General features: G+C 55.8%; 18 protein-coding genes. 6 read left to right on the top strand and 12 right to left on the bottom strand.

Features of this window, described 5'->3' with window-relative positions:
• From FFI61_RS09335 to FFI61_RS09290, 10 genes are all read right to left on the bottom strand, one after another.
• Complete coding sequence (locus FFI61_RS09335) at window positions 1-612, bottom strand: TetR/AcrR family transcriptional regulator (RefSeq protein ID WP_200370052.1); 612 nt, start codon at window positions 610-612, stop codon at window positions 1-3.
• Between the two features lie 151 nt (window positions 613-763).
• Window positions 764-2,449 (bottom strand): AMP-binding protein, encoded by a 1,686-nt coding sequence (locus FFI61_RS09330; protein ID WP_200370051.1) that lies wholly within the window; start codon window positions 2,447-2,449, stop codon window positions 764-766.
• An 84-nt stretch (window positions 2,450-2,533) separates the two neighbouring features.
• A complete protein-coding gene (locus tag FFI61_RS09325; protein ID WP_200370050.1) occupies window positions 2,534-3,433 on the bottom strand; it encodes a hydroxymethylglutaryl-CoA lyase in 900 nt (299 codons plus the stop codon).
• Window positions 3,433-5,436: an acetyl/propionyl/methylcrotonyl-CoA carboxylase subunit alpha gene (locus FFI61_RS09320; protein WP_200370049.1), complete on the bottom strand. Its 2,004-nt coding sequence runs from the start codon at window positions 5,434-5,436 to the stop codon at window positions 3,433-3,435. The genes FFI61_RS09325 and FFI61_RS09320 overlap by 1 nt, the downstream gene beginning before the upstream one ends.
• Before the next feature lies 1 nt (window position 5,437).
• Window positions 5,438-6,262, bottom strand: coding sequence for an enoyl-CoA hydratase/isomerase family protein (locus tag FFI61_RS09315; protein ID WP_200370048.1), 825 nt, complete (start codon window positions 6,260-6,262; stop codon window positions 5,438-5,440).
• A gap of 15 nt (window positions 6,263-6,277) precedes the next feature.
• On the bottom strand, window positions 6,278-7,885 hold the full coding sequence (locus FFI61_RS09310; RefSeq protein WP_200370047.1) for a carboxyl transferase domain-containing protein: 1,608 nt from the start codon (window positions 7,883-7,885) through the stop codon (window positions 6,278-6,280).
• A gap of 285 nt (window positions 7,886-8,170) precedes the next feature.
• Window positions 8,171-9,337 carry an isovaleryl-CoA dehydrogenase gene (locus tag FFI61_RS09305; RefSeq protein ID WP_200370046.1) on the bottom strand — a complete coding sequence of 389 codons (1,167 nt, stop codon included), beginning with the start codon at window positions 9,335-9,337 and terminating at the stop codon, window positions 8,171-8,173.
• Between the two features lie 68 nt (window positions 9,338-9,405).
• Window positions 9,406-9,852, bottom strand: a complete 447-nt coding sequence (locus tag FFI61_RS09300) for a MerR family transcriptional regulator (protein ID WP_200370045.1) — start codon at window positions 9,850-9,852, stop codon at window positions 9,406-9,408.
• 170 nt (window positions 9,853-10,022) lie between these two features.
• Window positions 10,023-11,606: a fatty acyl-CoA synthetase gene (locus FFI61_RS09295; RefSeq protein WP_200370044.1), complete on the bottom strand. Its 1,584-nt coding sequence runs from the start codon at window positions 11,604-11,606 to the stop codon at window positions 10,023-10,025.
• A 133-nt stretch (window positions 11,607-11,739) separates the two neighbouring features.
• Entirely contained in the window at window positions 11,740-12,753 is a 1,014-nt protein-coding gene (locus FFI61_RS09290; protein WP_200201781.1) for an AraC family transcriptional regulator, read from the bottom strand.
• Between the two features lie 135 nt (window positions 12,754-12,888).
• On the opposite strand from FFI61_RS09290, the gene FFI61_RS09285 reads away from it, so the two are divergent.
• The 5 genes from FFI61_RS09285 (at window position 12,889) to FFI61_RS09265 (ending at window position 18,516) form a co-directional block, all read left to right on the top strand.
• On the top strand, window positions 12,889-14,031 hold the full coding sequence (locus FFI61_RS09285; protein WP_200370043.1) for an acyl-CoA dehydrogenase family protein: 1,143 nt from the start codon (window positions 12,889-12,891) through the stop codon (window positions 14,029-14,031).
• A gap of 49 nt (window positions 14,032-14,080) precedes the next feature.
• Window positions 14,081-15,268 carry a beta-ketothiolase BktB gene (gene bktB / locus FFI61_RS09280; protein WP_200370042.1) on the top strand — a complete coding sequence of 396 codons (1,188 nt, stop codon included), beginning with the start codon at window positions 14,081-14,083 and terminating at the stop codon, window positions 15,266-15,268.
• 109 nt (window positions 15,269-15,377) lie between these two features.
• Window positions 15,378-16,139 (top strand): SDR family NAD(P)-dependent oxidoreductase, encoded by a 762-nt coding sequence (locus FFI61_RS09275; RefSeq protein WP_200370041.1) that lies wholly within the window; start codon window positions 15,378-15,380, stop codon window positions 16,137-16,139.
• A 25-nt stretch (window positions 16,140-16,164) separates the two neighbouring features.
• Window positions 16,165-17,316, top strand: coding sequence for an acyl-CoA dehydrogenase family protein (locus tag FFI61_RS09270; protein WP_200370040.1), 1,152 nt, complete (start codon window positions 16,165-16,167; stop codon window positions 17,314-17,316).
• Window positions 17,317-17,334: 18 nt separating this feature from the next.
• Window positions 17,335-18,516: a thiolase family protein gene (locus FFI61_RS09265; protein WP_200370039.1), complete on the top strand. Its 1,182-nt coding sequence runs from the start codon at window positions 17,335-17,337 to the stop codon at window positions 18,514-18,516.
• Between the two features lie 47 nt (window positions 18,517-18,563).
• On the opposite strand, the gene FFI61_RS09260 is transcribed toward FFI61_RS09265, so the two are convergent.
• Complete coding sequence (locus tag FFI61_RS09260) at window positions 18,564-18,845, bottom strand: ACT domain-containing protein (protein WP_227714798.1); 282 nt, start codon at window positions 18,843-18,845, stop codon at window positions 18,564-18,566.
• Complete coding sequence (gene ilvG / locus FFI61_RS09255; protein WP_200370038.1) at window positions 18,842-20,542, bottom strand: acetolactate synthase 2 catalytic subunit; 1,701 nt, start codon at window positions 20,540-20,542, stop codon at window positions 18,842-18,844. The genes FFI61_RS09260 and ilvG overlap by 4 nt, the downstream gene beginning before the upstream one ends.
• Window positions 20,543-20,876: 334 nt before the next feature.
• Between ilvG and FFI61_RS09250 the strand changes: the two genes are divergently transcribed.
• On the top strand, window positions 20,877-21,959 hold the full coding sequence (locus FFI61_RS09250) for an efflux RND transporter periplasmic adaptor subunit (protein WP_200370037.1): 1,083 nt from the start codon (window positions 20,877-20,879) through the stop codon (window positions 21,957-21,959).
• Window position 21,960 lies beyond the last annotated feature (1 nt).

Here is a 21,960-nt window from a genome sequence, read left to right as displayed (position 1 = left end):
TTAATCCTGTTGTGATTGTTGTTGGTCAGACCGGGTGCCGTCCAGCAGTAAACTGAGAACGCCTTCGGTCAACATGGGCTCGGCCTTTGCGCTGGGCAAATGACCATCGATGGTTAGTTGTGACAGGCCATGCACCAGAGACCAGGCGGCGGCTGTCATTAGTGAAACGGGGGAAGGTTTGAGGTAACCCAGGTCGCGGGCACGGGCTACAGTGTTTTCCAGAACCTGAAACGCCCCTTTGCCCGCCGCATCCAAGCGTGGGTGCGCCCCCATGGGTAATACGCGACCGCCAAACATAAGACGATATAGATTGGGCTCCTCTTGGGCGAAAGCTACGTACACCAGCCCGATTTCGATCAAAGCCTTGCGCGGCAGCTCCTGGTCTACTGCTTGCAGCCGATCACGCAAGGCCTCGAACCCTTCAATAGCGAGCTCTGCCAACAGCGTTTCGCGGTCTGAGAAGTGCCGGTACAGCGCTGGAGCACTCACGCCGAGCTGCTTGGCCAGGGCGCGCAAGCTGATGGCGGCATCCCCCTGGGTTCTGAGTATGTCCAGCGCCAGCGACTGCGCCTGGGGCTGCAGGTCACCGTGGTGGTAGGCAGGTTTCGCCATGTGTATTCATGCTCGCTAATGTTATCGGTGGTAACAATGTTACTAGTGATAACATCATGAAATTGAGCAGCAGTCAAACAGATTTTGGCGGGTCAAAAAAAGCCCCGGTGCTCAGCTAAGGAGAACCGGGGCTTGCGATTGCCTGGGGCTTTTACTTCAGCCCTAATTCCTCAATGGAAATCTCGCGCATTTTAAACTTCTGAATCTTACCGGTGATGGTCATCGGGAATTCTTCCACGAACTTGTAGTTCCGGGGGATTTTGAAGTGGGCGATCTTGCCTTTGCAGAATGCAATCAAGTCGTCTGCACTTACCGGCTCTGCCTCTGGGCGCAGCTTTACCCAGGCGATCAAATCTTCGCCATAGGTCTCGTGCGGAATGCCCGTTACCTGGACCTCCTCAATGGATGGGTGGCTGTACAGAAATTCCTCAACCTCTTTCGGGTAGATGTTTTCACCACCACGAATCACCATATCCTTGATGCGGCCGACGATTTGTACATAGCCTTCGTCGTCCATGGTGGCCAGATCACCGGTGTGCATCCAGCCGGAGGCGTCGATGGCTTCGCGGGTCTTCTCTTCATTATTCCAGTACTTCAGCATCACGCTGTAACCGCGAGTGCAGAGTTCCCCAATCTCGCCCCGGGGCAAGACGTTACCGGTTCCCGGGTCGACAATCTTGGTTTCCAGATGGGGCTGGGTACGGCCAACGGTGGTTACCTGCTTCTCGAAGGGATCGAGAGAGCTGGTCTGGGTAGACACAGGGCTGGTTTCGGTCATGCCGTAGGCAATCTGAACCTCCTTCATGTGCATCTTGGTGTTGACCTTCTTCATCACCTCCGCTGGGCAGATGGAGCCGGCCATGATGCCTGTGCGCAGGGTGGACAGGTGGTAGGAATCAAATTCCGGCTCGGCCAGTTCTGCTATGAACATGGTGGGTACGCCGTAGAGCGCTGTGGCCTTCTCCTGATGCACCGCCTGCAGCACGGCTTTTGGGTCAAAGCCTTCGCCCGGGTAAATCATGATGGAGCCGTGGGTAATGCAGCCAAGGTTGCCCATGACCATGCCAAAGCAGTGGTAGAGGGGGACTGGAATAACCAGTCGATCCTTCTCTGTCAGGCTCTGGCTTTCACCCACAAAGAACCCGTTGTTCAGGATGTTGTGGTGGGTGAGGGTGGCGCCTTTGGGGTTGCCGGTGGTGCCTGAAGTGAACTGGATATTGATGGGGTCGTCGAACTGAAGCTGGCTTTGCGCCTTGTCTACTTCATCTTGACTAACTTCACTGGCAAGGCCCACAAACTCAGCCCAGCTCAACATGCCGGCGTGTTTTTCCGTATCCAGATTGATGACTGCACGAAGATCAGTAACCCGCTGGGCTTTGATTTTGCCCGGGGTGCTCGCCCTCAACTCCGGTGCCAATTCATAAAGTGTTTGGCGGTAGTTTGAGGCTTTAAAACTGTCTGCCGTTACCAGCACGCTGATGCCTGCCAGATTCATGGCGTACTCGAGTTCGTGCAGGCCATAGGCCGGGTTAATGTTAACCAGAATGGCGCCCACTTTGGCAGTGGCGAATTGGGTAAGTGTCCATTCGTAACGGTTGGGTGCCCAGATACCTACGCGATCACCACGTTTGACGCCAATGGCGATAAACGCCCGTGCTGCCTCATTGACCTTGGCAAGGAACTCCTTGTAGGTCCAGCGAATGTCCTGATGCAGGCACACCAGAGCTTCGGTGTCAGGATATTTGATGGCGGTGTGATCAAGCATCTCGCCGATGGTCATGCCCAACAGCGGTGTGTTGGAGGTACCGCTGCTGTAGCTTGGTAGAGTCTGGTTCATGGTTTGCCTCCGGTTGTTATTGTCGTCGAGGGCTAAAATGTTCAGGGATAATCATCTGCCTTGGCTCGGGCGGGTTTCAGATCCTCAGGTTTGCAGCGCCTGACCCACTTTGGAACCGTTACGCCGGTTGAGCTGGCTGCTGATCCATGTACCGGTAGCCACCAGTTTCTGCAGATCCACGCCAGTGCTGATTCCCAGGCCGTTGAGCATATAGAGAACGTCTTCGGTGGCAACGTTGCCAGAGGCACCCTTGGCATAAGGGCAACCACCCAAGCCGGCGACTGAGGCATCAAAAACAGCCACGCCTTCTTCCAGTACTGCATAGAGGTTTACCAGTGCTTGCCCATAGGTGTCGTGGAAGTGTGCAGCAAGGCGCTCCACGGGCACGTGTTTGGCGACGGCCTCAAGCATGTATTTCGCTTTCAGTGGCGTACCTGTGCCAATGGTGTCGCCCAGAGAGATTTCATAGCAGCCCATGTCTGCCAAATCCTTGGCCACCTTTGCGACCTGCTCTGGGGCAATCTCCCCTTCGTAGGGGCACCCCAATACGGTGGAGACGTAACCGCGCACGGGGATGTTGTGCTTCTGAGCGGCCTCCATCACCGGTAGAAACCGCTCCAGGCTTTCGGCGATGGAACAGTTGATGTTCTTCTGGCTGAAGGATTCTGATGCTGCAGCGAACACAGCTACTTCATCCACGCCCGCTGCCAGAGCATTTTCAAAGCCTCTGAGGTTGGGGGTAAGCACCGAATAGCGAACGCCAGCCTTGCGCTTGATGCCGGCCATAACCTCAGCGGCGTCGCCCATTTGTGGCACCCACTTGGGTGACACAAAGCTGGCGGATTCAATGTGGGTGAGGCCGCACTCTGCAAGCCGTTCGATCAGCCCGGTTTTTATGTCTGTGGCGATTACCGGGCCGGACTCATTCTGCAGACCGTCCCGGGGGCTCATTTCAACCAGTCGCGCCTGTTTGGGGAAGCCCATTAACTTGCCTCCTCGCTGCTGGATTCGTTGATCTCTATGGCAATCAGCTCCGCGCCTTCTGAAACCTGCTCACCTTCGGCGAAGAAGATTTCGCTGACCACGCCGTCTGCCGGAGCCTTGATGGCGTGTTCCATCTTCATGGCTTCCATGATGACCAGAGTTTGGCCGGCTGTAACGGCGTCGCCCACTTTGGTCTGTACCGCCACAATTGCGCCGTTCATGGGGGCCGTCAGTCCGCCTTCAGGAGCCATGTCTTCCAGTGCGTGATTTTCCTGGTAGAGGGTGCACTGGAAGGTGTCACCTTCGTAGAAGAGCACGAGCTGATCATTGTGCAAGTTGCCGTGAATGCTGATCGTGTGGCCATCGACCACCGCCTGAAGCGAGTCGCCTTCAAGCTTGGCCGTAAGGTTGTATACGTTGCCATCCACGGATACCTGGTAGTGATCATCCTTTTCCAGAATTTTCAGCTCGTGTATCTCGTCGCCTACCTGCAACTGCAGGGGCTGAGCGTATTCCGAATTCAGGCGCCAGCTGTTGCGGCGGCCGAACGGCGACCAGGGATCTGTGCTCACAGACTCGACGGATTTGCGTTCTTCCAATACAAAGCCAGCAGCCAGCACCAGCGCTTTATGGGTATCGAGCTTCGATTTCGGGAACAGTAATTCCCGGTGGCTGTCGATAAACCCGGTTGTAAGGTCGGCTTCCCGGAAGGGCTGCGAGTCGGCCAGCGCGTGCAGGAAGCGGATGTTGGTTTTCACCCCTGCAATCCGGTAGTGCTCCAGAGCCTGAACCATGCGATTGATGGCCTGCTCACGGGTTTCGTCCCACACGATCAGTTTGGCGATCATTGGGTCGTAATGAATGCTGATTTCATCACCTTCGATCACCCCGGTATCGACACGCACATGGGCGCTTTCGTCAGGCGTGCTCAGGTAACGCAGGTTGCCGGTGGCAGGCAGGAAATCCTGATCCGGGTCTTCGGCATAAATGCGGGCTTCCAGAGCATGGCCGCGGGTTTTCACCTGTGACTGTTCCAGCGGCAGGGGCTCACCCCAGGCCACTTTCAACTGCCATTCCACCAGATCCTGGCCGGTCACCATTTCGGTCACCGGGTGCTCTACCTGCAGGCGGGTGTTCATTTCCATGAAGAAGAAGGAACCGTCCACATCGTAGAGAAACTCTACGGTGCCGGCGCCTACGTAGTTGATCGCCTGGGCCGCTTTTACAGCAGCATCGCCCATGGCTTTGCGGGTTTCTTCGCTCAGGCCCGGTGCCGGGGCTTCTTCCAGAACTTTCTGGTGACGACGCTGAACCGAGCAGTCGCGCTCGGCCAGATACACACCCTGGCCGGTTTCGTCGCAGAAAACCTGAATCTCAACGTGGCGTGGCTGGGTCAGGTAGCGTTCGATCAGCATGTCGGGATTGCCGAAGGCGTTCTTTGCTTCGCGTTTGGCAGCGGCCAGAGCATCATCAAACTCACCGATGTTCTCAACCACTCGCATGCCTTTACCACCACCACCGGCAACCGCTTTCAACAGCAGCGGAAAGCCGCATTTCTCAGCTTCGGCACGCAGGGTTTCGGGGCTCTGGTCGTCGCCGTGATAGCCGGGCACCAGTGGTACGCCAGCTTTTTCCATGATGGCTTTAGCGGCAGATTTGGAACCCATAGCCGCAATGGCGGACGAGGGTGGGCCAATGAAGACAATGCCGTTGGCCTCACAGGCTTCGGCAAACCCGGTGTTCTCGGAAAGAAAGCCGTAGCCTGGGTGGATTGCTTGCGCACCGCTCTGCTTGGCGATCTCAATGATTTTGTCGCTACGCAGATAGCTTTCCGAACTTGGCGCCGGGCCAATGTGGAAGGCTTCGTCTGCCATGGAAACGTGGAGGGCGTTGGCGTCTGCATCGGAATAAACAGCGACGCAGCGGATACCCATGCGGTGTGCGGTCTGGATGATCCGGCAGGCGATTTCGCCCCGGTTGGCAATAAGGATTTTGCTGAACATGTTAGAGGCTCTCCGGAATCCAGTTGGCGCGGCGTTTGTTCAGGAAGGCGCTTAGCCCCTCCTGACCTTCTTCACCTACGCGAATATCAGCAATGCGGTGCGCGGTGTCGTCTATCACAGCGCTATCGATGGGCTTTTGGCTGACCGCAAACACCAGGTCCTTTGCGGCTTTCATAGCTTCCGGGCCATTCTGGGCAAGCTGCTTCAGCATCTCGTCACAGCGGGCGTTCATGGCGTCAATGTCGTTGCAGACACTATGCACAAGGCCGAATCGCTCGGCTTCCCGGGCACTGAATACTTCCGCTGAAATGAAGTAGCGGCGGGCCTGTCGTTCGCCAATAGCGCGCACCACATAAGGGCTGATTACTGCGGGAATCAGGCCCAGCTTGACCTCACTCAGGCAAAAGCTGGATGTTTCTGTAGCAATAACAATGTCGCAGCAGGCGGCCAGGCCGACGGCGCCACCGTAGGCTGCACCCTGAACAAGGCCGATGACGGGCTTGCTGAGGTGGTTCAGGCAGTCCATCAGGCGCGCGAGTTGGCGGGAATCGTCCAGATTTTCCTGCTGGCTGTTGTCTGCCATGCGGCGCATCCAGCCAAGATCTGCCCCGGCGGAGAAGTGTTTACCTTCTGAACGCAGGATGACCACTTTGGTTGCGGAGTCGGCATCCACTTCTGTGAATGCGCTGATCAGTTGCTGGATGATCACGTCATCAAAGGCGTTGCGTTTGTCGGGCCGGTTCAGCACGACTTCGGTCACGCCCTGGGCGCGACGGTTGAGTAGAACGGCCGATTCCGGTACTTTCTGAATGTTGGTGTTTGTCATGGTTCTTCTCCCCGGTTACATCCGGAACACGCCGAAGCGTGTGGGCTTCGCTGGCCGGTTGAGGGTGGCAGAGAGGCTGAGGGCAACCACTTCCCGGGTTTGTGCCGGGTCGATTACGCCGTCGTCCCACAGGCGGGCGCTCGCGAAGTAGGGGTGGCCCTGTTCTTCGTAGGTATCGGTAATCGGCTTTTTGAACGCAGCTTCTTCCTCGGCGCTCCATTCCTGGCCTTTTCGTTCCATTCCATCACGACGAACCTGAGCCAGTACGCCAGCGGCCTGTTCGCCGCCCATTACCGAGATGCGGGCGTTTGGCCACATCCACAGGAAATCCGGGCTGTAGGCGCGGCCACACATGCCGTAGTTGCCAGCGCCGTAGCTGCCGCCGATCAGTACGGTAATCTTGGGTACGTTGGCGCAGGCCACGGCCATGACCATTTTTGCACCGTGCTTGGCGATGCCTTCGGCTTCGTACTTCTGGCCAACCATAAAGCCGGTAATGTTCTGCAGGAACAGCAGCGGGATGTTGCGTTGGCAGCAGAGTTCAATGAAGTGCGCGCCTTTTTGGGCGGACTCACTGAATAAGATGCCGTTGTTGGCGATGATGCCCACCGGGTAGCCGTGGATGTGGGCAAAGCCGGTGACCAGGGTTTGGCCGTAGTAGCGTTTGAATTCGTCGAATTCGGAGCCGTCTACGGTGCGGGCAATCACATCGCGCACGTCGAAGGGTTTACGCAGGTCGGTGCCGACGATGCCGTAGATTTCACTGGGATCGTACAGAGGTGCTTTTGGTTTGCGGATCTCTACCGGAACCGGCTTTTTGCGGTTGAGGTTGGAGACGCAGCGGCGAGCAATTTCCAGCGCGTGGGCGTCATTTTCGGCGTAGTGATCGGCAACACCGGATATTTTGCAGTGTACGTCGGCACCGCCGAGTTCTTCTGCGGTAACGACTTCACCTGTTGCAGCTTTTACCAGCGGAGGGCCGGCCAGGAATATGGTGCCCTGGTTGCGTACGATGATGGATTCGTCGGCCATGGCAGGCACGTATGCGCCACCGGCGGTGCACAGGCCCATGACGACGGCAATCTGGGGGATGTCGTCGGCGGACATGCGGGCCTGGTTGTAGAAGATGCGGCCGAAGTGGTCGCGATCGGGGAATACTTCGTCCTGCCTTGGCAGGTTGGCGCCGCCGGAATCCACCAGGTAGATGCAGGGTAGGCGGTTTTCGAGGGCGATTTCCTGGGCGCGCAGGTGTTTTTTCACCGTGAGCGGGTAGTAGCTGCCGCCTTTAACTGTGGCGTCGTTGGCGATGATCATGCATTCGGTGCCGGAGACGCGGCCTACGCCGGCGATAACGCCGGCTGCGGGGACGTCTTCACCGTATACGTTGTAGGCGGCGAACTGGCCGATTTCGAGAAAGGGCGAGCCGTCGTCCAGGAGGCGGTTGATGCGGTCTCGTGGCAGGAGCTTTCCGCGGGCGATGTGGCGTTCCTGGTAGGAGGGGCCGCCGCCTTGCTGGATGGTAGAGACTTTTTCCCGCAGGTCTGCGACGGCTTCTGCCATGGCGGTTTGCTTGGCCTGAAACTCTTCAGATCTTGGGTTTATTTTGCTTTGCAGTATCGTCATTTTTCCTGGCCTCGATTTTCGGGGCGGCGGGCCTGACGGGGCGTCTTTCCGGGAACCGCTACGAGCACCCCTTGCGGGGTCCGGCCAGCAATCACAGATTGCTGTCGTTCGGCTGCGCATGAAGCTCCGCTTCATAAACGCTTGCCTTACCCATGTGCGCTTGTCTTCGGCCGTCCTTGGCCTACGACATTCCCGGAAAGACGCCCCGCCAGGCCCTCGTCGAACTTGGGTGCTGGCCGTCCAAAGCTATTTCGCTTTGGCGGGTGTCTGGATCGAAGCTACTGTTTAGTTGTTCAGGAACAGTTCCCGGCCAATCAGCATGCGGCGGATTTCGGATGTGCCCGCGCCGATCTCATACAGCTTGGCATCCCGGAGTAATCGGCCTGTGGGGTAGTCGTTGATGTAGCCGTTGCCGCCCAGAAGCTGGATGGCGTCGAGGGCTAGTTTGGTCGCCATTTCCGCTGAGTAGAGAATCGCGCCGGCGGAGTCTTTGCGGGTGGTTTCGCCGCGGTCTGCTGACATGGCCACCATGTAAACATAGGACTTGGCGGTGTTCATCCAGGTGTACATGTCGGCTACTTTGCCCTGTACCAGCTGGAATTCGCCGATGGCTTTTTCGAACTGTTTGCGTTCGCGGATGTAGGGGATCACAACGTCCATAGCGGCTTGCATAAGGCCCAGCGGGCCGCCGGAGAGGACGAGGCGTTCGTAGTCGAGGCCGCTCATGAGGACTCTCGCACCTTTACCTACTTCACCCAGCACGTTTTCTTTGGGCACTTTGCAGTCCTGGAAAACCAGTTCGCAGGTGTTGGAGCCGCGCATGCCGAGTTTGTCGAGTTTCTGGTGGCGGCTGAAGCCTTCGTAGTCCCGCTCTACGATAAAGGCGGTAACGCCTTTGGAGCCGGCTTTCGGGTCGGTTTTTGCGTAGATAACGTAAACGTTGGCGTCTGGGCCGTTGGTGATCCACATTTTGTTGCCGTTGAGCACGTAGTGGTCGCCAGCATCCTGCGCATTAAGCTTCATGGAGATTACGTCGGAGCCTGCGTTGGGCTCAGACATGGCCAGGGCACCGATGTGGTCGCCGCTGACGAGTTTGGGCAGGTATTTCTGCTTTTGCTCTTCGGTTCCGTTCTTGTGTATCTGGTTTACGCACAAGTTGGAGTGCGCGCCGTAAGACAGACCAACGGAGGCAGATGCGCGGCTGATTTCTTCCATGGCGATCACGTGAGCCAGGTAGCCCATATCAGAACCGCCGTAGGCTTCATTTACTGTGATACCAAGCAACCCCATGTCGCCGAATTTTTTCCAGAGGTCCATTGGGAACTCGTTGGTGCGGTCGATCTCTTCAGCGCGGGGTGCGATTTCGGTAGCGGCGAAGCGGTTTACTTGCTCACGCAGGGTGTCGAGGGTTTCACCAAGGCCGAAGTTGAGTTCTGAGTATTGTGATTTCATGTGTTTGCCTTTTTGTTCTGCCAGGTTCGTAATTGGGTGTGGGGCACTGCGCCATGTTTTGATTGATATCAGCTTTGTTCGGCGGTGTGTCCAGATTGCTTGATTGTTGATTCTTGCTGTTGCTTCTTTTTCTGCAGTTCTGCAAGAGCCTCCCTGCAGTGGGCTTCTCTTGTATTGATTTCCAGTTCTGCCATAGCGATATCGGCTTTCTGTTGTTCGATATGTGCTCGTTTTTCGTCCAGTATCGACAGCATTTTCAGGAGCTGCTTTTCGTTGCCGGTGAGGGTTTCATCCCAGAGATCGAATGTTTCTTTGGTTTCAGCAAGTGAAAAGCCCATGCGTTTACCGCGGAGGATCAGTTTCAGGCGCACTTTGTCTTTTGTGCTGAATATCCGTGTTTGCCCGCGCCGCGTAGGCTTTAGCAGTCCCTGATCTTCGTAAAACCGGATGCTGCGGGTGGTCACGTCGAACTCGCTGGCGAGTTCGCTGATGCTGAACGTTTTCTTTTCGGTCATGGCGATATCCTCTTTCAAACTAGATTAGAGGAAGTTTACGTTAACGTAAAGCGCTTTGGGTGACGAAGACGCTTCACCTTTGTTTGCAGTCAAAACCGGGACGGGTTGTTCAGAAGGCAGCCGGGCTCAACTCGAAGACCTGGAGTGAGCCCGGCTGGTGTGAGAGGGCGTTAGGAGAGGTCTTCTCTGAGTTTTCTTTTCAGCAGTTTACCTGCCGTGTTTTTGGGCAGCTGATCTACAAAGTGGATGTGCTTCGGCACTTTGAAGCTGGCGAGTTTGGTGCGGGCATGGCTCATCAAGGCGTCTGAATCTTCGGTGTATCCGTCTCTGAGTACTACAACCGCGCAGATGGCTTCTATCCACTTTTCATCGGGTACGCCAATCACAGCAACTTCTGCCACGGATTCATGTTGATAGAGAGCTTCTTCCACATCACGGCTGGCAACCAGAACACCGCCGGTATTCACTACGTCTTTAATGCGGTCAACGATGTAGATGTAACCTTCTTCATCCTGGTAGCCCAGGTCGCCAGAATGGAACCATCCATCCTTGAAGGCTTCTTCGGTTGCTTCGGGTTTGGCCCAGTAGCCCACCATCAGCTGAGGTGACTGGTGCACCAGTTCGCCTTGTTCTCCAGGCTGGCAATCTTTACCGGTTACCGGGTCCACAATGCGGGTCATTACAGTTTGCATAGGGCGGCCGGCAGAGGAAGGCCGTTCCGCATGCTCCTCAGGTAGCAGTACCGTTGCCAATGGCGCAATTTCACTTTGGCCGTAGCAGTTGTAAAGGCCGGCGCCCGGTAGTTTTTCACCCAGTTCCTTTACGACCTGGCCGGGCATGATGGAGGCGCCGTAGTAGAGCTTGTCCATGTGCTGGAGCTTGTCCGGATTGAATCCGGGGTTCTGCAGTAGTGCAATCCAGACAGTCGGTGGCGCGAAAAACGCATTGAGTTGTTCACGGGCCAGCAGCCCGAGAATGGCATCCGGTGTTGGCGTGTTGATCAATCGGCTATAGCCGCCACTAAGTAGCATGGGCATTGAAAATACATGCATTTGCGCAGAATGGTACAGAGGCAAGGCCGCGAGAGAGCGATCGCTGGCGCGGATGTTCAGATGGTACTGGCAGGCGCTGTAATGGCTCATCAGGGAGCGGTGCGTGTGCATGGCACCTTTTGGGTCGGAGGTTGTGCCTGAGGTATAAAGAATCTGCACAACGTCTGTATCTGAAATCTCAACGTCCGGTGCAGTGTCATCACCGGCTGCAAGCGCGAGCTTCAGAGCATCCGGGGCCTTGTCGTTTTGCCCGCCGTGAAGGGTTCCGTAAACACTAACCTCAACTGTGCTTTTAACTGCATCTACTTGCGGCTGCAGATCTGGATCGAAAAACAGGGCCTTGCAACCAGATTGATTCACTACATAAGTTAGCTCTTTGCCAATTAACGCGTAGTTAACCGGCACATGAATCAGCCCGGCTTTTGTGCAGGCAAGCCAAAGTAACAGGTAGGCATCTGAGTTTTTACCGTAGGCGCCAACACGATCACCTGTGGCCAGCCCAAGTTCAATAAGGTGGTGGGCCAGACGGTTTGATGCTGTGTGAATGTCGGAATAGGTCCAGGTTCGATCGTCGAATGCCAGGGCGGGGCGCTTGCTGTGAGTGCGCGCAGAGCGGGCGAGGGCATCACCTATGGTGTTGCGCAGTGCCCGGGCAATGCCCGCCGGCAGAGAGCTGGAGGCAGTTGTGCTGTGGTTGTTCATGCAAGTACCTCTATTGGTGTTTTTATATTGGTATGGCTGGCATTAACTCAGAGAAACACCGGCTTCGGGAATGACCTGTCAGGTCGAAAAAATTGACCCAATCAGCCAAGTAGATGTGTTCGCTACATGGTTGTCAGGCGGTCCATTGCGAGGGCGACTTGCCTGTCCAGCGTTTGAAAGCGCGGCAGAATGAGGCGGTTTCCGAAAAGCCAACTCGCTCGCTGATGTCTGCGATGCTGAGGTTTTCTGTGCTCATGAGCTTTATTGCGTACTCCCTCCGCAGGCTGTTTTTGATCAGCCGTAGCGAGGTGCCTTCTTCCTGTAACTTTCGGCCTATGCTTCTTGGAGTCATGTGCAGTAGCTCTGCAATGTCACCCAGGCTGGGCATATTATTCAGGCTCTGGTTTGCGAGTAGGGCGCGAATGCGGTTCCGCAGGCTGTCGTCGTTGTCGGGTCTGTGCAGAATGTAGGCCGGAGCTTCCTTCAGAAAGGTTTCCAGTTCTGCTTCGCTCCGGGTAATGGGCAGTTGCAGGTATTTTTCATGCAGAGTAAAGCCGCATACAGGCTTATCAAACTGCAACTCCGTGGGGAACATAGCGCGATACTCATTAACATGTTTCGGTGCAGGATAACTGAAACAGGTTGTCGCGAATGGGATCTGTTGGTCCACCAGCCAGCATGTGAATCTTTGCCACATAAGAAGCAGGAACTCCTGCAGCATGTGGTCTGTATCCTGGCTGGCGTCTTCGAGGCTAAGGCGGAAAAACACCAGTTTGTTGCTGTCGCTTTCTCCCAAACCTATGTCGACATTGTTACAGGCAATGCTGTAAACCCGGGCGCTTTTGCGAAACACGGCCCCGAGGGAAGCGGAATCAAGGCAGTAGTCTGCCATCAACGCGAAGGTGCCATTTTTGCAGGGGCCGGTGGATAACCCAAGGAATTCATCACGGGTTGCTCGCCACACGCTCTTGATCAAACGGGTGAGCTGTTGTTCGGTAATCAGTTGCTCGGGCTTATTCAGCCACTCGGTTGCAATCCCTGCGTTGTGCAGCAGGGTATCTTTGCTCACCCCTTGCCTTTCGGCACCGCGGATTGAAGCTTGCAGGTAGTGGTTCGCGATGTGCGGTATGGATTGCGGTTTGGGCATATTTACAATTGATTGAGTGCGTATTGTGTCAATTTTTTCGGCTTGTATAGCCATTCCCGATGAGAAGGATAACCCTTTAAATGGTTGGCTGCCTGAATAATCAGATGACTCATGGGGCTACTTGAGAGGTTACATATGTCCGGACACCACGATGATACCGCGCTGTTTCATGAAATGATCAACCGGGTTCTTGATAGGGAAATTGCGCCAAACTATGACGAGTGGGAGGAGCAATCCGCGATCCCGCGCCAGGTTTGGAATACGCTTGGGCAGGCTGGCATGCTCGGTATCGATATGCCGGAAGAGTACGGAGGCGCTGGTGCCAGCTTCGAAATCTCACAGCTGGCGATCTCCGAAATAGCTCGCAAGGGTTTTGGTGGCCTGGCGGGTGGCTATAACATCCACGCCAATATAGTCATGCCCTATATTTTGCATCTTGGTACGGACGCCCAAAAGCAGCGTTATCTTCCGGCGATGATCCGGGGTGACATTCTAAGTGCAATTGCCATGACCGAGCCGGGCGCTGGCAGTGATCTGGCGGCTATGCGCACCACAGCGCAGCGCACTGACAATGGCTATGTAATCAATGGTGCCAAGGTGTTTATCACCAACGGTTTGCAGGCAGAGCTGGTGATAGTGTGTGCAAAAACCGATCCCCAAGCCGGCGCCAAGGGTGTCTCGCTCTTCCTTGTGGATACCAGCCTGTCCGGGTTCACCCGTGGTAAAGGCATACGTAAAATAGGCCAGCATGCCAGCGATACGGCAGAGCTGTTCTTCTCTGATCTTGTGGTGCCCCACGACGCGTTGCTTGGCGAAGAAGGCAAGGGCTTTGCCTATCTGATGCAGGAGCTGCCCCGCGAACGCCTGGGTGTGGCTGCCCAAGCGGTGGGCGCAACTGAGGGTGTGCTGGCGCTGACTCTGGATTATGTGCAACAGCGCCAGGCGTTTGGTCAGCGGGTTGCCGATTTTCAGAATACCCGGTTCAAGCTGGCCGAAGCCAGGGCGCGACTTGAGGTGGGAAAAGCCTATCTGAATCAGTGCATCGGGAATTACCTGAAAGGCGAAATGGGGCCAACGGAAGCCGCCATTCTCAAATTGATGCTCACGGAAATGCAGTGCGATATCGCTAACGACTGCTTGCAGCTATTTGGCGGCTACGGTTATACCGTGGAGTACCCTGTATCGCGATTTTTTGTGGATGCTCGTGTGCAGACAATCTACGCCGGCACCTCGGAAATTATGAAAGAAGTGATTGCCCGCTCCATGCTGGGCAAATAGATTATGCGCTCTGTGGAATTCCAGTCATCCAAATCTTGAGGAACGATCAATGAAACTTACTGATGTTGTCATTCTCGACGGTGCACGCACCGCAATCGGCGGTTTTGGCGGTAGCCTGAGCTCACTGACCCCGGCTGAGCTTGGAACCTGCGCAGCCAAAGAAGCAATTAGTCGCTCAGGCGTGCCTGCAGAAGACATAGATCATTCAGTGTTCGGCCATATCATCCCTACTGGGCCAGCTGATGCTTATGTAGCTCGCCACATTGGCCTGAACTCAGGCCTGCAGAAAGGTTCTGCGGCATTCAACGTAAACCGCCTCTGTGGTTCTGGCGTTCAGTCAGTGATCAGTGCCGCGCAGATGATTCTGATGGGCGATAGCCAGATCGCACTGGCTGGCGGTGCGGAAAGTATGAGCCAGGGCGCCTATGTGCTGCCTAATGTTCGCAAAGGCCTGCGCATGGGTGACGGGAAAGCGGTTGATATGACCCTGGGAACCCTTACCGACCCGTTTGGCAGCGGCCACATGGGCATGACTGCGGAGCGAATCGCCGAAAAATACGGTTTAACCCGCGAGGATCTGGATGCCTTCTCGGCAGAAAGCCACCGCCGTGCCAGCCACGCCATTGAGAGTGGTTACTTCAAAGAGCAGATTGTGCCGATAACTGTAAAACAAGGGCGAAAGGAAGTTGTGTTTGAGCAGGATGAGCACGTGCGCCCAGGCACCACAGCCGAAAGCCTTGCGGGCCTGAAGCCGGCCTTCACTAAAGACGGCATAGTCACTCCGGGCAACGCCTCAGGTATCAACGATGGTGCTGCTGCCATGGTGCTGACCAGTGCAGCAGAAGCCGAAAAGCGCGGCCTGAAAGCCCGTGCACGTATTGTCGGTTATGCCTTTGCCGGAGTAGACCCCAGCGTAATGGGTCTCGGCCCCATCCCGGCGGTACGAACTGTGCTGGAGAAAACCGGCCTCAGCGTGGCAGACCTGGATGTGATCGAATCCAACGAAGCCTTTGCAGCCCAGGCACTGGCGGTTAGCAAGGAGCTTGGCTTGCCAGCGGATAAAGTGAACCCGAACGGTGGTGCGGTTGCTCTGGGTCACCCTGTTGGAGCTACTGGCTCTATCCTCATCGTCAAAACCATGGCCGAGCTTGAGCGCATGGGTGGCCGCTACGGCTTGATTACCATGTGCATTGGTGGTGGCCAGGGTATTGCGCTGATTATTGAGCGTATTAACTGATCAAATAATCGGATTTCTTTTTAAGACTGAATTGGGTACAGTTTACGTTAACGTAAAGCGTGGGCTGACCCAGTTCACTCTCCAACCCCCGACGCGAAGGGAGAAGTTGATGGAATTCAAAAATGTACCGGCCATTGTGACAGGTGGAGCTTCAGGCCTTGGCGAAGGCGCGGCTCGTGCACTGGCGGCTGCTGGCTGCAAAGTAGCAATCTTCGACCTGCAAAAAGATCAGGGCGAGAAGGTGGCTGCGGATATTGGCGGAATCTTTGTGCACTGTGATGTGAGCTCGGCCGAAAGCGCGGAAGCGGCGATAGCTGCTGCCCGTGAAGCTCATGGTCTTTGTGGTATTGCAGTGAACTGTGCGGGTATTGGCCCTGCAGCAAGAATTCTGGGTCGCAATGGCGTTATGCCTTTGGAGAACTTCAGCAAGGTTATCCAGATCAACCTGATCGGCACCTTCAATATTTTGAGGCTGGCGGCTGCCGATATGGCTCAGCGCGCCCCTAACGCAGATGGCGAGCGTGGTGTAATCATCAACACCGCATCCGTAGCAGCTTACGAAGGCCAGATAGGGCAAGCAGCTTATAGCGCATCCAAAGGTGGTGTTGTTGGCCTGACGATTCAATCTGCCCGTGAACTGGCTCGCGAAGGTATTCGCGTGAACACCATTGCACCCGGTTTGTTCATGACCCCCATGATGGCTGGCATGCCGCAAGAGGTTCAGGACAGCCTGGCGGCAACTCTGCCGTTCCCACAGCGTCTGGGCAAGCCTGAAGAGTTTGGCATGATGGTGGATCAGATGGTGCGTAACCCAATTCTGAACGGCGAAACCATCCGGCTGGACAGTGCTCTGCGCATGGCACCCAGATAAATCCGATTAAATACAGGAGAGCGCAATGACTAACTCAGTGGACCAGGAAGAACTCGCTCTGTTCAGAGCGTCTGTCATCAAGGCTCTGGAAACAGAAGTTGCGCCCCATTACGAGGCTTGGGAGAAATCCGGCCTTGTGCCCCGTGAACTCTGGAATACCCTCGGCGATGCCGGCATGTTGTGTGTGGATATTCCTGAAGATTGCGGCGGCTGCGGTGCCCCTTTTCAGTACTCCGTGGTGGTGGGCGAAGAGCTTGCCCGCATGGGGTATGGTGCGCTCTCCACTAACGTAATGGTGCATTCGGATATTGTCGCCCCTTACATCAGCCATCTGGGTAACGAGGCGCAAAAGCAGCAGTGGCTGCCGAAAATGGTATCGGGTGAGGTGGTTGGTGCTATTGCCATGACCGAACCGGGTGCCGGCAGTGATCTGCAGGCCATGCGCACCAGCGCGGTGCGAGACGGCGACGACTATATCCTCAATGGTTCAAAAACCTTCATCACCAATGGCCAGCATGCCGATATGGTGATTGTTGCGGCGAAGACCGATCCTGCTGCCGGAGCAAAAGGCATCAGCCTGTTCCTGGTAGACACCAGCCTGCCGGGGTTCAGCAAAGGCCGAAACATCGACAAGATCGGCCAGCACAGTGGCGACACCTCCGAGCTGTTCTTTTCTGATATGCGCGTTCCTGCCTCCGCACTGGTCGGACAGGAGGGCAAAGGCTTTGCCTACCTGATGCAGGAATTGCCACGGGAGCGGCTGGTTATCGGCGCGCTGGGTGTGGCTGCAGCCAGAGGTGCTTTGGATCTGACCATTTCCTACGCTCAGGAGCGGGAGTTGTTCGGCCAGAAACTGGCGCAACTACAGAATACCCGTTTTGAAATAGCCCGCATGGAAACCGATTACCAGGTTAACAAGGCGTTCGTGGCTCAGTGCATAAGCCAGTACGAAGCCGGTGAGCTGGATGCTGCTACAGCCTCCATGGCCAAATACAGCGCCACGGAAATGCAATGCCGTGTAGCGGATGGCTGTTTGCAGCTGTTCGGCGGTTATGGCTACACCACGGAATACCCGATTTCCCGCGCGTTTATGGATGCCAGGGTACAGCGTATTTACGGCGGTACTTCAGAAGTCATGAAAGAAATCATTGCCCGCTCCGTTCTGGGTAGAGGCTGAAATCAGTGAGGTTTGAATATGAGCGATAACAGCGTTGTGATTGCCGGGTCTGCCCGCACACCTATGGGCGGCATGATGGGTTCGCTGAGTTCCGTACGCTCTCCGGAGTTGGGGGCTACTGCCATCAAAGCTGCCATCGAGCGCAGCGGGCTGCAGCCTGTGGATGTTCAGGAAGTGATCATGGGTTGCGTGTTGCCCGCCGGATTGGGACAGGCTCCCGCGCGCCAGGCTTCCCGTGGTGCAGGGATTCCAGACAGCTCCGGTTGCACCACTGTGAACAAGATGTGCGGCTCCGGTATGCAAGCAGTAATCATGGCCCATGATCAGATTAAAGCGGGCACCAACAATATAATGGTTGCTGGCGGCATGGAGAACATGAGCCAAGCGCCGTACCTGTTGCCAAAAGCGCGCGGCGGTATGCGTATGGGCCACGGGCAGGTGATGGACAGTATGTTCCTCGACGGCCTTGAAGATGCATACGAAGGCGGCCTGATGGGTGTGTTCGCGCAAAAGAGCGCAGACGATTACAAGATCACCCGCGAGCAGATGGACGGCTTCGCCATTCGGTCGCTGGAACGAGCCAATGCGGCCATCAGCAATGGCTGGTTCGAGCCGGAAATCTGCACGGTTACCGTATCTGGCCGTGGTGGCGATACCCAGGTGAGCGTTGACGAACAACCCGGCAATGCCCGTCCCGAGAAAATCCCGAACCTGAAACCGGCCTTTAAAAAGGACGGCACAGTCACGGCTGCCAACGCCAGTTCCATCAGTGATGGTGCATCGGCTTTAGTGCTAGCTTCTGCGGAAGAGGCAAAAGCTCGTGGTTTGACTGCTCAGGCCAGGATTGTTGCCCACGCTACTCACGCCCAGTTGCCGGCAGAGTTCACGCTGGCACCCATTGGTGCAGTTGAGAAGGTTTTGAAAAAAGCCGGCTGGAGCAAGGACGATGTGGATCTTTACGAGATCAACGAAGCCTTTGCAGTGGTTTCTTTGCTGGCCATTAATGAGTTGGGTCTCGATGCAGAGAAAGTGAACGTCTACGGCGGCGCTTGCGCACTTGGGCACCCCATTGGCTCATCAGGCTCACGCATTATTATTACCCTCATCAACGCACTGAAACAGAAAGGGCTGAAGCGTGGGGTGGCGTCTCTGTGCATAGGCGGTGGTGAAGCCACGGCCGTTGCTGTAGAGCTACTCTGATAGAAAGCCGGTGTAGCGCAAGTGTGGCGCTGCACCGGCTTTCTATGTCAGGCGATACGACTGGCGGCGGCCACCACCGGCGCAGCAAACTTTACCTCCGCAACCGTATGCAGCTTTTCCAGCTGAGACTGAAGCATGGCAACAGGGCGCTTACCCTGAATCGTCAGGGCGATGTTCAGCGTTCCGTCTGCTGAATCCACCGCCATTTGTGCAATCCTGAAACCACGAACGCGAACCACCTGGCACAGACGCTCGAGCGCGGCCGCTTCGTGGCTCATCCTGCAAGTAATGTCGTAACTGGGTGTTTCACAGTTGCTCTCAGTGGTCATGCGATCTTCTCCTTTTTGTCCGCGGCAGTGCGGCGGGTTTCATCAATCATTTCCTTGTTGCTTCCACCTGGCTTTACGATCGGCCAAACGTTTTCTTCCCGGGCAATGGCTACGTGCAGCAGCATGGGCCCGTTATAAGCCAGTATGGTTTCAATGCCGCGCCGAACCTGGTCTGTGCGATCAATCTTCAGGGCAGGGATGTCGAAGGCGCGAGCCATGGCCACAAAATCCGGGTTGTCGTCCAGGTTGATGTGGCTTTCCCGGTTGTTATAAAACAGCTCCTGCTGCTGGCGCACCATGCCCAGGCATTGGTTATCCATAATGATCAGCTTAACGGGCAGGTTGTAACGGCGAATGGTGGCCAGCTCCTGAGCATTCATCATGAAGGAGCCGTCGCCGGTTACATTGATGACGGTGCTGTTGCGGTTGGCAAACTGCGCACCAATCGCCGCAGGTAACCCAAAGCCCATGGTGCCCAGGCCACCGCTGGTTAGATGATGGCGGGGGCGGTCGAACTGATAATGCTGGGCAACCCACATTTGATGCTGGCCAACGTCACAGGCAATGATCGTGTCGTCCGGTGCGGTGCGGGAAAGCTGGCTGATGAAAGCCGGGCCGGTTATGGGCGCCAACGGCTCTTCGTTATCTGCAGCTTGAAATCCACCCGTAGTGCGCCATGTCTGGCACTGTTTACGCCAGTCGTTGATCGCCAGAGGTGTGTCCCTGATTGCCTGGGTCAGCTCCTTGAGAATGGTATTCAGGTCTCCTCGAATGGCTATATCTGCATTGCGAAGCTTGTTGAATTCCGAGGCGTCGGCGTCAATGTGTATCGTTTTTGCGTTAGGAGCGAACCCGTCAAGTTTGCCAGTGGCCCGATCATCCATGCGGGCTCCGATAACCAACAAAAGGTCGCACTCGTCTACAGCCCGATTGGCTGCTCGGGAACCGTGCATACCCAGCATGCCCAAATTGTGAGCACTGTGTTTGCCGGCATTACCTATTCCCTTTAGCGTTACTACCGCTGGCAGCTCTGAGCACTTGGCAAATTCCCTGAAGCTGTCTTCTGCATGGGCCAGGCTGATGCCTCCACCACTGTAAAGCAAAGGTTTGCGAGCATCGCGAAGCATGGCGATGGCGCAGGTGAGCTCCGGGCGGGTTGCCTTTGGCTGAGCAGGTGCGTAGGCAGGCGCAGCAGATGTCTCGGCCAGCAATACATCTTTCGGGATATCAATCCAAACAGGCCCGGGTCGCCCGCTTTGCGCCAACTCTATGGCTTCTTCAAGAATCCCGGGCAATTCGTCTGCGCTCTCTGCCAGGTAACTGTGCTTTACGATACCAAGGGTCATTCCCAGAACATCGGTTTCCTGAAAGGCATCCGTTCCGATCAGCGCTGAGGGCACCTGGCCGGTGATAACCAACATGGGGATTGAATCCTGGTATGCGTTGGCAACGCCGGTTATCAGGTTGGTAGCACCGGGGCCGGATGTGGCAATGCACACCCCCAGCTTGCCGCTGGCCCGGGCATAGCCGTCGGCAGCCAAAGCACAGCCTTGTTCATGGCGGCAAAGCACATGCTCAACGCTCACATCATCCACTAGTGCATCGTATAGCGGCATGATGCAGCCACCTGGGTAACCAAAAACGGTTTCGATGTTGTGGTGGTGGAACGCTTGAAGAATATGCTGTGCGCCGTTCATCGTTATGTTTCCTGTTTTTTCTTCCGTAAAAAAGAAACCCCCGGGACCTTGCGGTGCCGGGGGTTTCTGGTGTTTTTGTCAGGTTTGTCGCTATCTCACCCGCTTATCCACGCAAAATCCCCCGGAAGGTATCACCACCACCAGGACGAGCTTTGCAAGAATAATTACTGAGTTGATGTTCATAAAAACGACAATCTGGCCTGAATTAGCAAAAGGAATCTGTGTAGAATCTACCCCACGATTTGATCAGGTTGCAACCGTTTCGACCTTTTATTTTCAGGCTAGTGTCGCTTTCGGGCCATGGTTCACCCAATACAGGCTGTGTAGGTACTTAATGAGCAAAGTAAAATGGAGTTCGCTGGGTCTGTCTGTGATCATTGTAATTGCCCTGATTGTCTGGATGGCGACAGGTGAAGTCAAAGAGGCAAGCACCGATGCCCCCGCAGAGCCTGAAACTGCGCAACATGCACTTACAAGGGTTGAGGTTACAACACTTAACGCGCAGGTATATGAGCCAGGGCTTTTGCTTCAAGGGCAACTGGAACCCTGGAGTTCGGTAATGTTGAGTGCCCGGGTAGCGGGCACAGTAGAAAGCATTGCGGCTGAGCTTGGCGATTCGGTAAAGACTGGAGATGTACTCTTGACCTTATCCGAAGATGGCCGCGGTGCGGGGGTTCAACGCTGGCAGGCGCGGGTGAAGAAACTTGAGGCGGATCTGGCTGCGGTGCAGAGACTGGGCTCAAGAAATCTCGCTTCGCAGTCGGAGGCTCTTGGTGTGGAAAGCGATCTGGCGGCTGCCCGGGCAGAGTTGGAGAGCGCTCAGCTTGAGGTTTCCCACCTCAGGCCCAGGGCCCCGTTTGAAGGGGTGATAAACCGCAAAGAGGTTGAAACTGGCAGCTTGGTTCAGGTTGGCTCGCCCTTGTATGAGTTGGTGCGTACCGACCGGCTCAAAGCCAAAGGGCAGGTGCCCCAGCAGTCTGCTGCCCAAGTGGCACCTGGCCAGAAGGTGCGGGTGCGCCCCCTGGATGGAGACGCGCTCGATGGCGTGGTTACCTTTGTAGCGAGCGCTGCAAACCCTGAGACCCGGAGTTTTGCAGTAGAGATTTCCGTTGAAAATCCGGACCAAAAACGCATAGCGGGCGGTAGCGCCAACCTCCGTGTTGCACTGCCGGATGTCCAGGCCACGTTTATCTCTCCGGCCTACCTTTCCCTCGGAGACGATGGGCGCCCGGGTGTGAAATATGTTGATGATCAAAACCAGGTGGTTTTTCGCACGGTGACATTGCTCAGTGTGTCCACAGAGGGCGCTTGGGTTACCGGTTTGCCGGACGAGACTCGCCTGATTACTCGTGGTGGAGGCTTTGTTAAAGAGGGCGAGCGAGTCGAGCCTGTAGACGCTTCCGAAGAGCGGGGCTAAG

The organism is Marinobacter sp. DY40_1A1 (assembly GCF_016597815.1).
GTDB lineage: Bacteria > Pseudomonadota > Gammaproteobacteria > Pseudomonadales > Oleiphilaceae > Marinobacter > Marinobacter xiaoshiensis.
The sequence above is the reverse complement of the archived record's forward strand: the minus strand, read 5'-3'. Positions and strand labels throughout refer to the sequence as shown.